Source organism: Metabacillus sp. KJ11-3, from assembly GCF_055808295.1.
Map to the genome: position 1 here is coordinate 3,988,521 of NZ_CM147865.1, position 13,053 is coordinate 4,001,573.

The following is a 13,053-nucleotide window of genomic DNA, read 5'->3' on the forward strand; positions in this document are numbered from 1 at the left end:
ATCACAGGATACTCAAATGCTGAATGCATTTTCACTCCTATGTATTTTCTTACTTATTGAAAGATCGTATGATCTCTCAAAACTAAACAAAATACCAAGCGTACCTCATATCCTTAGAAAGGAGGTGATCCAGCCGCACCTTCCGATACGGCTACCTTGTTACGACTTCACCCCAATCATCTGTCCCACCTTAGGCGGCTGGCTCCTTACGGTTACCCCACCGACTTCGGGTGTTACAAACTCTCGTGGTGTGACGGGCGGTGTGTACAAGGCCCGGGAACGTATTCACCGCGGCATGCTGATCCGCGATTACTAGCGATTCCGGCTTCATGCAGGCGAGTTGCAGCCTGCAATCCGAACTGAGAATGGTTTTATGGGATTCGCTTGACTTCGCAGTCTTGCAGCCCTTTGTACCATCCATTGTAGCACGTGTGTAGCCCAGGTCATAAGGGGCATGATGATTTGACGTCATCCCCACCTTCCTCCGGTTTGTCACCGGCAGTCACCTTAGAGTGCCCAACTGAATGCTGGCAACTAAGATCAAGGGTTGCGCTCGTTGCGGGACTTAACCCAACATCTCACGACACGAGCTGACGACAACCATGCACCACCTGTCACTTCGTCCCCCGAAGGGGAACCTTCTATCTCTAGAAGTAGCGAAGGATGTCAAGACCTGGTAAGGTTCTTCGCGTTGCTTCGAATTAAACCACATGCTCCACCGCTTGTGCGGGCCCCCGTCAATTCCTTTGAGTTTCAGTCTTGCGACCGTACTCCCCAGGCGGAGTGCTTAATGCGTTTGCTGCAGCACTAAAGGGCGGAAACCCTCTAACACTTAGCACTCATCGTTTACGGCGTGGACTACCAGGGTATCTAATCCTGTTCGCTCCCCACGCTTTCGCGCCTCAGCGTCAGTTACAGACCAGAGAGTCGCCTTCGCCACTGGTGTTCCTCCACATCTCTACGCATTTCACCGCTACACGTGGAATTCCACTCTCCTCTTCTGCACTCAAGTTCCCCAGTTTCCAATGACCCTCCACGGTTGAGCCGTGGGCTTTCACATCAGACTTAAGAAACCGCCTTGCGCGCGCTTTACGCCCAATAATTCCGGACAACGCTTGCCACCTACGTATTACCGCGGCTGCTGGCACGTAGTTAGCCGTGGCTTTCTGGTTAGGTACCGTCAAGGTACCAGCAGTTACTCTGGTACTTGTTCTTCCCTAACAACAGAACTTTACGACCCGAAGGCCTTCATCGTTCACGCGGCGTTGCTCCGTCAGACTTTCGTCCATTGCGGAAGATTCCCTACTGCTGCCTCCCGTAGGAGTCTGGGCCGTGTCTCAGTCCCAGTGTGGCCGATCACCCTCTCAGGTCGGCTACGCATCGTTGCCTTGGTGAGCCGTTACCTCACCAACTAGCTAATGCGCCGCGGGTCCATCTGTAAGTGACAGCCGAAGCCGTCTTTCAATTTTGAACCATGCGGTTCAAAATATTATCCGGTATTAGCTCCGGTTTCCCGGAGTTATCCCAATCTTACAGGCAGGTTACCCACGTGTTACTCACCCGTCCGCCGCTAATCTTTGGGAGCAAGCTCCCTCAGATTCGCTCGACTTGCATGTATTAGGCACGCCGCCAGCGTTCGTCCTGAGCCAGGATCAAACTCTCCAATAAAGTGTTTGATATAGCTCATAAAAAATTTGTACTATATAGTACGTTTTTGTTAATCGAAATTAACGTTGGCACGCTTGGTTTTGTTTAGTTTTCAAAGATCATTTGTTGTCGTTTCATCAGAAGCGACTTTCTTAATATACCATTTCCAACTCGTATCGTCAACAACTTTTTCAAAAAACTTTTTTCAATCAAGTCAGAGACAAAATGATCGCCGCTGCGTTATAAGTAACAGCGACGAATAATAATATAACATCTACAAAAACCTAAGTCAACACTTTTTATTAACAAAATATACTCTATGAAAAACTCCCTTACCTTTTGTTTGTTGTCTTTCTATAGATACATATTTCTTTTCTACTAAAAACTCCAATAAAACACTTAAATCCACGGAGTAATGTTGTAATTCAGGATGTTGATATAACTCATGGAAGTACCACGAGTCTCTTTCAGCCATAACGGATAGAATATGGCCTGCACCGACTTCTGTTTTTGAATGGATTAGAAAATCACTTGCCAAGAATAAAAGCTCCAGTCTTTTTTCAAGAGATTCTTCTCCTTCAATAAGCTCTTTGTATAGCTTATAAATTTGCGGCTCGATTTGTTTAACCTGATTCCAAACCGTTACTTCAGGGTAAAAGCCCCTATCAATGACTTCTAATCTCGCTAAATGATGAAGCGCATGAACAATATGGTTGTATGTATCTAATAATTGATTTGATTCAAAGAATACCTTTCCTTCTAAATAACGTCGAATCAGCTTGGCGAATTCAATCCCTATTTTTAACTTTCTCTCCGAAAACGGAAATGTTCTCAGACGCTCAACTAGTTCAGCTATGTATTCATTTCGGTCAAATAGGACCTTTCCATTCAAAATCCAATCAACCATTCTGCGATTTGTTCCAAGTAGAATGGATTTGTTCACATCATCTTTTGACATAACAGTCAAAGAAGCTTTTTTATCATCATATTCATAATGTTTTACATACAAAGGGTGATTCAGTTCTGACACAATGACTAATAAAGCTACATCAAGATTATCTGTTAATGGTGAAGTTTGGTTTCGTTTTTCAATCATCACAATTGCTAAAGTATTTGGGTGGCTTGCACGTTCTTGATAAATTGGACGGAGAATATCTTCCATCAACATCATCCTCCATTATATTGGCTTTCATAATCTTTCTACATCAGTCTTACAAAATCCTCTTCTATTAAAGAGAGACTTCCATCAGATCGGAGTTTTCTTCATCCTCCACTGATGATTAGCGAGACTTATCGGATCTTTATAAGCAGTTATCATCTTTGTTTCTCTCGAATCTTGGAGTCGGAGTCTTACTGCCTGTTAAGAATGGGATAAAGCGAGTTTCTATTCCTACTATTCTAAAACTAGTACCAAAAAAATATCATTTCTGATAAGATTAAAAAGCATAAGGATAGAAAGCGCTAAACTCGATTTATCGTCATTAGGAGGGCAAAGTATGGCTCGTAAATATACAAGTAAAATCAATAAAATAAGAACTTTCGCTTTAAGCTTAATCTTTGTTGGATTTATCATTATGTATATCGGTGTTTTCTTCCGCACGAACATGTGGGTGATGACGATTTTCATGATGTTGGGTATGCTGTCGATTATCGCAAGTACGGTTGTTTATTTCTGGATCGGTATGCTTTCAACAAAAGCTGTTCAAGTAACATGTCCCAATTGCGGGAAACACACAAAGATTTTAGGACGTGTTGATATGTGTATGTACTGTAAGGAACCTCTCACATTGGACAAGGATCTTGAAGGTAAAGAATTTGATGAAAGCTATAATCGTAAGAAGCTTAAATAGCACACAGAAAAGAACGGCTAAATTCTGCCGTTCTTTTTTTAGTCAATGCAAAAACAAGCTATAAAGCCTAGCTTGTTTTAATGTGTTTCTTTCTTTTCACAACTATTGCACAATCCGTAAATTTCCATACGATGGTGACTAACTTTAAATCCCGTTACATGTGCAGCTAAAGCCTCAACTTCATCAAGTCCCGGATAAGAAAAATCAACAATCTTTCCGCAACCTTCACAAATGACGTGATAGTGATCCGACGTTACAAAATCAAAACGACTAGATGCATCGCCATACGTTAATTCCTTAACAAGTCCAACTTCACGAAATACCCTTAAGTTGTTATAAACAGTAGCAACACTCATATTAGGGAATTTTCCTTCTAATGCTTTATATATATCATCGGCTGTAGGGTGAATCATGGAATCGACCAAGAATTCAAGTATAGCATGACGTTGAGGTGTAATACGCACTCCAGTTTGTTTCAGGGTATCTAATGCATCCTTTAATTGATGTTCAGACATCCGCCATGCACCTCACTTCTATAAAAATTCTTACATTATAATGTTTATAATTAGTGTACATTGTTACTACGACTTTTGTCAAACGTTACTTATACAATGTATTATTTACCACAATCTTTCACTCATGCGCTTATTTAATATCTTTTACCTAATGAAATCTTATTTTTCATCTGCTTATGTTCATTGCTTATATAATCAGCAAGATTGCTTTTGAAAATTTCCATCGCTCTGGGTAGGTACCTTTTCGTGATTCCCGATAGATGAGGTGTAATCGTAACATTGTCCATATCCCAAAGCTCGTGCTCCGCTGGTAGTGGCTCTGTCTCAAATACATCTAAAACAGCATGCATGGAATTGTTTGATTTAAGCACATCAATTAACTCCTTTTCGACGACCACGTCACCTCTTCCAATGTTGATAAACACAGCATGATTTTTCATATTTTGAAAGAATTCTTTATTAAGTAGTCCTTTTGTTCGATCTGTGCTTGGGAGAACGGAAATGACAAAATCAGCATGAGACAACGGGTCTTCCACTTCACTCATTTTATATGTTTTATCAAAATGGTCAACAGCTCTTCCATCACTATTTACACCCCATACATTCATCCCGAATGCTTGAGTTAGCTTTGCAGTCGCCGTTCCGATTGCTCCTGTTCCTATAATAAGCACTGTCTTCCCGTATAGTTCTTCCATTCTTACACGTCGATCCCATTTATGTAATCGCTGATTTTCAGCTAACACTTCCGCTTGTCTTGAAACTTGAAGCATCATAGAGATACAATACTCGGCCATCGGAATAGCATGCACACCTTTTGAATTCGTCACTAAAATATCACGCTCTTCAAGCACACTAAAAGGAAGTTGATCAATCCCTGCAGACGCAACCATCATCCACTTCAGATTCTTCGCCAGGTTAATATGTTCCTCTGTCATATCCTCTCCATACGTCAAAATAATATCTGCCTCTGGTAATAAATCAAGTGCCTCATTTATTTTTTTATCATGATAAAACACAACATCAGGATAAGCGCGACGTAAATCCTCTTTCATATATTCTGGTAGCTTAACTGTAGATAATACCTTCACCATTATTTTCCCCTTTTTTGTATATTCTAAGTTTCAAAAAAATTGGCTCGTTAAACGTTTCCCTTATGTTCTGTACACAAAACTGCTTTGGTTGCTTGGAGCAGATATGTGAGACTCCTGTGGTAGGAAAGCCTAGATACAAAGTATTAAAATAAAAAAGAGTGCGGACCTTAGTCCGCACTTCCAATCCGGCGCTAACATTTGAGGAGGTAATGCCTTCCCTAATAATCTACGCACAATCTATAAATTTGGCTGGACGTTTGCCTTACGTTTTAAAAATAGGCTCAATATTTTACTTAAGATTTTCCTGGTTTAAGCCCTTTAGCTCTGGAAGAACAAATTGGCCGTCTTTTCGAACAAGCACATCATCAAAATAAATTTCTCCCCCGCCATACTCAGGTCTTTGAATTAACACCATATCCCAATGGATTGCCGATTTGTTTCCATTATTCGCTTCTTCATATGCTTCACCAGGTGTAAAATGAAAGCTTCCGCAAATCTTTTCATCAAACAAGATATCACCAATCGGCTCTTCTATATAAGGATGGAACCCTAATGCAAATTCACCAATATATCTTGCACCCTCATCAGTATCCAGAATTTCATTCAATTTTTCGGTTTGATCTGAAACCGCATCAACAATTTTTCCATTTTCAAACGTAAGTTTTACATCGCGGAATGTAATTCCGTGATAAGGACAAGGTGTGTTAAAGGAAATTGTTCCATTAACCGAATCTTTGATCGGGGCCGTAAAGATTTCGCCATCAGGTACATTTGCTTCACCCGTACATGGGATCACCGGAATATCTTTGATAGAAAACTGCAAATCGGTACCAGGTCCTGTAATTCTTACAGTATCCGTTTTTTCCATTAATTCTTTTAACGGCCCTGCAGCACTAGCCATTTTGTCATAATCAACTGTACACACATCGAATAGATAATCTTCAAAGGAACTAGTGCTCATTCCTGCTTTCTGAGCTAATCCCTTTGTCGGATAATTCAACAGCACCCACTTACGATGATTTACATAGAATTCAGATACCGGCTTCATAATTTCTCCACGGAGTTTATGCATTTCTGCAGGAACCTCAGCCATTTCCGCATCATTTTCTTCCCCAATAATGACAATCACAGCATCTACATCTTGATATGTTTGCATTTGCCATTTTGCTTGCGTTTCCAATTGAGCTTTTTGATAGTTCTTGGCTAGATGCAGTGTAATCTCATCATCAAGTATTTCCACATAAGGATATGCTCCTAATGAATATGCTTGATCAATGATTTCCGTTATAAGAGGTTTTGTATTTAAGTGACCCCTAATCAACACTCTTTCCCCTTTTTTCACTTTCACCGAGTGATTTAAAAGAACCGCGGCCAGTTTTTTTATTCTCTCATCTCTCATCATGACACCTTCTATTTATTAAGATTGAATTTCTTTTATGTAATTCAAAGCTTCCTCAACATGATCTTTTACTTTTACCTTTCTCCATTCTTTGATGATTTTCCCATCAGGATCAATAATAAAAGTAGAGCGCTCAATCCCCATATATTCCTTGCCAAAGTTTTTCTTCAGCTTCCACACGTCAAAAGCTTCTGCTAATTGGTGTTCATCATCAACTAATAGTTGAAAAGGCAAGTCATGTTTTTCTTTAAACTTTTGATGTTTTTCCTGTGGATCAGGACTTACCCCGACGATGACTGCATTAACGTCTGAAAAGCTTTGATGCTGGTCCCGGAAGTCACATGCCTCAGTTGTACAACCCGGCGTCATATCCTTCGGGTAAAAATATAATACAACATATTTCCCCTTATAATCAGGTAAACTTACCTTTTCTCCACTGTCTGCTACTAATTCTATATTAGGTACATGACTACCAACTTCAATTGACATAAATATCCCTCCAACTTTTTCGTTCTCTCATAAGCGTAACCAACTTTTTGTCATCCTACAACTCTGAACTACTTTTCGATGCCAATAACGGTACGCGCTAAGAAAACAGCTGGAAGGACATAGCCAATTAAAGATTCTATAACTGCTAAAAACCGACCTATGCCAACCGGAACAACGTCACCATAACCTAATGAAAACAATGTCACTGCACTAAAGTATAGAGAGGTAAATAGGTTATCAAAATAGCCTCCCGTTGTGACGTTCCCAGCTTCTTGCAAGACCGGAATACTGCTTTGAATACAAATTAAATAGATGACCCCGAACCCTAATAAAAGGGATATATATAGATACATAATCATAATAATTGTTTCAACTGATAAAAAATTCTTTTGAAAGCAAACAATCACTACATATCTAAAACTCATAAAGATACAGACGGCAATACATATACCAAATAGAAGGCCCACATTTTCCCCCACCCTATTTAAGGTTGTCCTTTATACAATATATACAGGCCTATGCCCGGTTATGAAAAAATAATAAAAAGGACTTAGCATGAAAGAGCTAAGTCCTTTTGTGTAGCCTAATTTAATTTCCCGCACCTCTATACCTTTTCACTCCTTGATTCCATAAAAATACAGAAACCACAAAAAACACGATTCCCATCACAGGGGTCAAAAAGGAATACACATACCATTCTTCTTTATCAAGAAAATAAGCTGCCGGATACACACCGACAAATGCAAACGGCAGGATCCATGTTAATACAAAGCGAATAACAGAATTATAAATATCAACAGGATAACGGCCATAGTTTCCGATATTGTACATCATCGGCATAAGGGAAGTACGGGCATCTGACCAAAATCCGATACTTGCTAAGGAAACGAAAATCCCCGCATATACAAGGGCCCCGCTTATCACAAAGATAATAAAAAAGATGATATCATACCAATGAAAACTTAAGCCAAGTTGAATCGACGCATACCCCATAATAATAATACCGGTAATTGCTCCAAACAAAGACTCAAGCTCCATCCGTTCCAAAATCACTTGAAACAGACTGTGAATCGGTCTTGTTAAAATACGATCCATTTCCCCTTTGACGATATACCGCTCGTTAAAATCCCAAATATTAAAAAATGCACCAAACACCGCAAACGGAACTAAGAAAAACCCGTAAATAAAGATGATTTCATCACGAGTCCAGCCGCTTAAAAACTGCGTATGACCAAATACGACAAGAATAAAAACCAAATTCGTTACTTGAAACAACATATCTGACAGCAATTCCACAACCATATCAGCTCTGTATTGCATTCTTGTTTTCATATATTGTCCTACATATTGGGTGAACATTGAAAAATAAAACATCTCATCATCCTCCCTGAATGATCATTCGTTTTTTTGCGATAGCCCAAAGAACCTGAATTGGGAGGAACAATACGAATGCCCAAAATCCTTGCAACAAAATAGCTTGAAGAACTTCATTGCCTTTTATTCCTTCAGTAAAAATCATGCTGGGAATATAGCTGATCGCCTGAAATGGGAAATACACCATTATATCCTGGGCCCACATCGGGTAAAAACTGATTGGCAATAACAGACCTGAGAACAGATCAATAATCACCCGTTTCGCTCTCATTAATCCGTCATTATTAAACAAGAAAAATGTTAACATCCCCGTAATTAAGTTGATCTGGGTATTCACAATAAAACTAAACACAAGTGAGCTTGCAAATAAAAGCCATGTTAATCCATTTGTCGAAAACTCCATCGGAAAAACGAGGGCAACAATGACCATCCCCGGCACCGAGAAGAATACCAACCGGAAAATCCCCTCACCAAATGCCTGCATCGTTTTCATGCCAAGGTAGTTATAAGGTCTTATAAGTTCAACTGCAACTTTTCCTTCTTTTATCTCTAGGGCAATTTCACGATCAATATTGTTAAAATAAAACGCCCTCGCCATCCATGAGACAGCTATATATGTTGTCATTTGAACGGCTGATAATCCTTCGATTGATTCTTTCCCACCATATATCGCGGTCCATAAAAAATAATAGGCACCTATATTTATGCTATAAATCAAAATTCCGCTATAATAATTGGTTCGATACGCGAGCATCATTAAAAAGCGGATTCTTATCATTTCAATATACTTATCCATGTTTTCACCTCAGCTTGAAAGGGCCTCTCCTTTTTCATAGATATTACGAATAACCTCTTCAGTGGAAATTTCTTTCACACTTACATCTGTAATTTGATGTGTCCCTACTATCCGACCAATTAACTCAGACATTTGTGATTCCTTATCACTAACGAGAGCATTCCACGAAAGCAATTTATCTCCCTTTTGCCACACAACATCAAGATCCTGAGTTAAGAAGCTGAGCTGTTCTTCAAGTACTTCCTGCTCAAATTGAAATTCAATTTGCTTTCCTTCTCCCCAATGAGAACGCAGCTTTGCTAATGCACCATCATAGATGACTTTCCCTTCATCAAGCATAATGACCCGCTCACAAAGTGCTTCAATATCTGAAAGGTCATGGGTTGTTAACAGAATCGTTGTTTTGTATTTTTCATTCATTTCTTTTAGGAATTGACGGATTTTCAGCTTTACAAGAACATCAAGCCCGATTGTCGGCTCATCCAAAAACAATAGAGGCGGATTGTGAATAAGTGCTGCGGCAAGCTCACACCTCATTCTTTGTCCAAGTGACAGCTTCCTAACAGGCTTATCTAGCAAAGGACCAATATCAAGCGTCGAAATCACATGCTCCATATGCTCGTTATAATCTTTGTCAGACACTTTATATACTTTTTTCAACAAACGAAATGACTCCTGCACCGCTATATCCCACCATAGCTGTGAACGCTGGCCGAATACGACTCCAATCGATCGTACAAACTGTTCACGTTCTTTATGAGGATTCATCCCATTGACTAAAACTTTCCCTGACGTCGGTGTTAAAATCCCTGTCAGCATTTTAATGGAAGTGGATTTCCCCGCTCCATTTTCACCAATATACCCAACCATTTCCCCCTGCTTCACAGTAAAGGTTACGTCATTCACTGCAGGAATTGTTTTGTATTGTCTATTTAATAAATCGCGAAACGCACCCTTTAAGCCTTGTCTGCTCGAGTATGATTTAAATTCTTTGCGTAATTGGTTTACTTCAATGATATTTGTCATTTTACTCCCTCCAAATCTGACCACAACTTAGTTTATCTAAAATGTGTTCATTCAACAAATGGTAAGCACCTAATTTCAAATTTTTTAGATTCAAAGATTCGTGTTAGAATAACCATAGTCTTTTCATGTTTTACTTAGTAGGAGGATACTGATGAATTTTTCAAAATCACAACAATTACACGAAGAAGCTTTACAACATATTGTAGGCGGAGTTAACTCCCCTTCCCGTTCTTATAAAGCTGTTGGCGGAGGATCACCTGTTGTCATGGAAAGAGCAAAAGGTGCTTATTTCTGGGATGTTGACGGCAATCAATATATTGATTATTTGGCAGCATACGGACCAATTATTACTGGACATGCTCATCCGCATATTACAGAGGCGATTACTAGAGCGGCTGAAACCGGTGTTCTTTACGGGACTCCAACTCCACATGAAATTACATTTGCGAAAATGCTGAAGGAAGCAATGCCTGCAATGGACAAAGTTCGTTTTGTGAACTCTGGTACAGAGGCTGTCATGACAACAATCCGGGTAGCACGCGCTTATACAGGCCGCACGAAAATCATTAAATTTGCGGGCTGCTACCACGGTCATTCAGATCTCGTTTTAGTCGCAGCAGGATCCGGCCCTTCAACATTAGGAACTCCAGATTCTGCGGGTGTTCCAAAAAGCATTGCCCAAGAAGTTATTACTGTTCCATTTAACGAAATCGAACCATTAAAAGAAGCTTTAGATAAGTGGGGAGATGAAGTGGCTGCCATTCTTGTTGAACCAATCGTAGGAAACTTTGGAATCGTTGAACCGAAACCTGGTTTCTTAGAGGAAGTAAATGATCTTATCCACCAAGCTGGAGCTTTAGTTATTTATGATGAAGTCATCACTGCGTTCCGTTTTATGTATGGCGGAGCTCAAGATCTGCTCGGTGTGTATCCTGACCTAACAGCACTAGGGAAAATTATCGGAGGCGGTCTTCCGATCGGGGCTTACGGCGGTAAAAAAGAAATTATGGAACAAGTTGCACCATTAGGACCTGCATATCAAGCCGGAACAATGGCCGGTAATCCTGCTTCCATTCTTTCCGGAATAGCTTGTCTGGAAGTATTGAAACAAGAAGATGTCTATGAAAACCTTGATAAATTAGGAAAAATCCTTGAAGAAGGAATATTACAGCATGCTCGTACATATAATATTCCGATAACGATCAACCGACTAAAAGGTGCATTAACCATTTATTTCACAAACGAAAAAATCTCCAACTACGAACAAGCTGAAAACACAGACGGTGAGATGTTTGCGAAATTCTTTAAGCTCATGCTGCACCAAGGAATTAACCTTGCTCCTTCAAAATACGAAGCCTGGTTCTTAACAACCGCACATACTGAAGAAGATATCCAAGTAACATTAAAAGCTGTTGAACGAGCATTTAGTGAACTGAGATAGTATATAAAAGAAGAGGAAGACTCCTTCCAAGGGCATAGCCCAAGAGTCAACCTCTTCCTTTTTCTATTAAAGACTATTTTCAGAAAATATGGACGATTTACATTTTCGTAAAATAGGGTAAATACTTCTTGTAATAGGGAATAAAAGGCTGTATAGTACGATATTGATTTATAAGAAAAGCGCAAGCGTCTTGGTTAGCCTTTGCTTCGGACTAGGTGCCTGAGCTAGACAGTGAAAACTATATACAACTTATAAAATCCACTATTCAAACTACTTTTTTAGAGTTGTCATTTAAAAAACGAAAGGAATGTTTTAAGCATACATGAAACTAGGTGCACGCATCCTTAAGACAGGGATAGCCATTACACTAGCTTTATTTTTAGCACTAGCATTGGAATTGCCTTCTGTTGCTTTTGCTGGTATTTCAGCGATTTTTGCCATTCAACCAACTATTTATCGCTCTTATATTTCTATTATCGAACAGGTTCAAGCAAATGTCATTGGTGCCGCATTAGCCATCACCTTTGGAATAATCTTTGGCTCAAATCCGATCATCATTGGTCTCACAGCCATTATTGTTATTGCCATCAATATAAAATTGAAGGCCGAAAGCACAATTCCTGTTGCTCTCGTGACGGTTATCGCCATATTAGAAAGCCCTGGTGACGATTTTGTTCAAATCGCCTTGATTCGCTTTTCCACAATATTACTCGGAGTATTCGCAGCCTTTATTGTCAACTTAGTATTTCTTCCACCGAAATACGAAACAAAGCTTTACAACCGAATTGCCGAAAACACAGAAGATATTATCAAATGGATGAGAGTCAACATCCGCCATGCTTCAGAACATAATGTTTTAAAAGACGATATTGAAAAATTAAAAGAAAAAATGATCAAGTTGGATCAGCTTTATTTACATTATAAAGAAGAACGAAATTACTTTAAGCGTGAAAGCTATGCAAAATCAAGAAAGCTCGTTCTTTTCCGGCAAATGATTGTCACAACAAACAAAGCGTTGGAAACATTAAAAAAATTGCATCGCTTAGAAAATGACTTAAATCAAATGCCTGAGGATTTTCAAAAAATTCTTGTAACAGAATTAGATTACCTTCTATATTTTCATGAAGAATCTTTGCTTAGATTTATCGGAAAAACAAAGGCTCAACCTTCTACGGAAATAACTGAGGAAGGCAAGTTTACTAAGGAACAACTTACTTCTATGTTCATGAGGTATCATGAACAACACGATACCGATTGTTTCTATTCACTATTGCCGCTCATTTCTTCGATCATCGATTATAGTGAGCAATTAGAACATTTAGATACGTTAATTTACAGTTTTCATCATTATCACAAAGATGATAATGAGATTAAGCTTTCTGAGGAATAAGAAAAGGCACATATCTCTATTTTTGAGACATGTGC

General features: G+C 39.3%; 12 protein-coding genes and 1 rRNA gene. 3 read left to right on the forward strand and 10 right to left on the reverse strand.

All coding sequences use genetic code 11. The features are described from left to right. Nucleotides 1–117 precede the first annotated feature (117 nt). Together AC0L8O_RS19860 and AC0L8O_RS19865 are read right to left on the reverse strand one after the other, a co-directional pair. Nucleotides 118–1,668: ribosomal RNA gene (locus AC0L8O_RS19860) — 16S ribosomal RNA — on the reverse strand. A gap of 268 nt (nt 1,669–1,936) precedes the next feature. Further along, nucleotides 1,937–2,809, reverse strand: coding sequence for a nucleotidyltransferase-like protein (locus AC0L8O_RS19865; RefSeq protein WP_473444792.1), 873 nt, complete (start codon nt 2,807–2,809; stop codon nt 1,937–1,939). Between the two features lie 334 nt (nt 2,810–3,143). Between AC0L8O_RS19865 and AC0L8O_RS19870 the strand changes: the two genes are divergently transcribed. After that, entirely contained in the window at nt 3,144–3,497 is a 354-nt protein-coding gene (locus tag AC0L8O_RS19870; protein WP_026562287.1) for a YgzB family protein, read from the forward strand. Nucleotides 3,498–3,574: 77 nt separating this feature from the next. Here AC0L8O_RS19870 and perR read toward each other — a convergent pair whose 3' ends face one another. The 8 genes from perR to AC0L8O_RS19910 all read right to left on the reverse strand — a co-directional run bounded on the left by perR (nt 3,575) and on the right by AC0L8O_RS19910 (nt 10,187). Then, nucleotides 3,575–4,012, reverse strand: a complete 438-nt coding sequence (gene perR, locus AC0L8O_RS19875; protein WP_026562286.1) for a peroxide-responsive transcriptional repressor PerR — start codon at nt 4,010–4,012, stop codon at nt 3,575–3,577. A gap of 134 nt (nt 4,013–4,146) precedes the next feature. Then, the gene (locus tag AC0L8O_RS19880; protein WP_473444793.1) at nt 4,147–5,103 is read right to left on the reverse strand and encodes a D-2-hydroxyacid dehydrogenase; all 957 of its coding nucleotides are present in this window, start codon (nt 5,101–5,103) and stop codon (nt 4,147–4,149) included. Between the two features lie 289 nt (nt 5,104–5,392). Further along, nucleotides 5,393–6,502 carry an aminopeptidase gene (locus AC0L8O_RS19885; RefSeq protein ID WP_473449044.1) on the reverse strand — a complete coding sequence of 370 codons (1,110 nt, stop codon included), beginning with the start codon at nt 6,500–6,502 and terminating at the stop codon, nt 5,393–5,395. Between the two features lie 18 nt (nt 6,503–6,520). Next, complete coding sequence (bcp, locus tag AC0L8O_RS19890) at nt 6,521–6,991, reverse strand: thioredoxin-dependent thiol peroxidase (protein WP_473444794.1); 471 nt, start codon at nt 6,989–6,991, stop codon at nt 6,521–6,523. A gap of 68 nt (nt 6,992–7,059) precedes the next feature. Next, nucleotides 7,060–7,458 carry an ion channel gene (locus AC0L8O_RS19895; protein WP_078433398.1) on the reverse strand — a complete coding sequence of 133 codons (399 nt, stop codon included), beginning with the start codon at nt 7,456–7,458 and terminating at the stop codon, nt 7,060–7,062. Between the two features lie 121 nt (nt 7,459–7,579). Continuing rightward, on the reverse strand, nt 7,580–8,365 hold the full coding sequence (locus tag AC0L8O_RS19900) for an ABC transporter permease (RefSeq protein ID WP_026562281.1): 786 nt from the start codon (nt 8,363–8,365) through the stop codon (nt 7,580–7,582). 4 nt (nt 8,366–8,369) lie between these two features. Further along, nucleotides 8,370–9,161, reverse strand: a complete 792-nt coding sequence (locus AC0L8O_RS19905; protein ID WP_026562280.1) for an ABC transporter permease — start codon at nt 9,159–9,161, stop codon at nt 8,370–8,372. A 9-nt stretch (nt 9,162–9,170) separates the two neighbouring features. After that, nucleotides 9,171–10,187, reverse strand: a complete 1,017-nt coding sequence (locus AC0L8O_RS19910) for an ABC transporter ATP-binding protein (protein WP_473444796.1) — start codon at nt 10,185–10,187, stop codon at nt 9,171–9,173. Between the two features lie 151 nt (nt 10,188–10,338). On the opposite strand from AC0L8O_RS19910, the gene AC0L8O_RS19915 reads away from it, so the two are divergent. Next, nucleotides 10,339–11,628 carry a glutamate-1-semialdehyde 2,1-aminomutase gene (locus AC0L8O_RS19915; protein ID WP_473444798.1) on the forward strand — a complete coding sequence of 430 codons (1,290 nt, stop codon included), beginning with the start codon at nt 10,339–10,341 and terminating at the stop codon, nt 11,626–11,628. A 322-nt stretch (nt 11,629–11,950) separates the two neighbouring features. Beyond that, nucleotides 11,951–13,018, forward strand: coding sequence for an FUSC family protein (locus AC0L8O_RS19920; protein ID WP_026562277.1), 1,068 nt, complete (start codon nt 11,951–11,953; stop codon nt 13,016–13,018). Nucleotides 13,019–13,053 lie beyond the last annotated feature (35 nt).

Bases quoted from the DNA above. Each gene is read 5' to 3' on its own strand.
- AC0L8O_RS19865 (WP_473444792.1), bottom strand. From the start codon at position 2,809: ATGGAAGATATTCTCCGTCCAATTTATCAAGAACGTGCAAGCCACCCA.
- AC0L8O_RS19870 (WP_026562287.1), top strand. From the start codon at position 3,144: ATGGCTCGTAAATATACAAGTAAAATCAATAAAATAAGAACTTTCGCT.
- perR (WP_026562286.1), bottom strand. From the start codon at position 4,012: ATGTCTGAACATCAATTAAAGGATGCATTAGATACCCTGAAACAAACT.
- AC0L8O_RS19880 (WP_473444793.1), bottom strand. From the start codon at position 5,103: ATGGTGAAGGTATTATCTACAGTTAAGCTACCAGAATATATGAAAGAG.
- AC0L8O_RS19885 (WP_473449044.1), bottom strand. From the start codon at position 6,502: ATGAGAGATGAGAGAATAAAAAAACTGGCCGCGGTTCTTTTAAATCAC.
- bcp (WP_473444794.1), bottom strand. From the start codon at position 6,991: ATGTCAATTGAAGTTGGTAGTCATGTACCTAATATAGAATTAGTAGCA.
- AC0L8O_RS19900 (WP_026562281.1), bottom strand. From the start codon at position 8,365: ATGTTTTATTTTTCAATGTTCACCCAATATGTAGGACAATATATGAAA.
- AC0L8O_RS19905 (WP_026562280.1), bottom strand. From the start codon at position 9,161: ATGGATAAGTATATTGAAATGATAAGAATCCGCTTTTTAATGATGCTC.
- AC0L8O_RS19910 (WP_473444796.1), bottom strand. From the start codon at position 10,187: ATGACAAATATCATTGAAGTAAACCAATTACGCAAAGAATTTAAATCA.
- AC0L8O_RS19915 (WP_473444798.1), top strand. From the start codon at position 10,339: ATGAATTTTTCAAAATCACAACAATTACACGAAGAAGCTTTACAACAT.
- AC0L8O_RS19920 (WP_026562277.1), top strand. From the start codon at position 11,951: ATGAAACTAGGTGCACGCATCCTTAAGACAGGGATAGCCATTACACTA.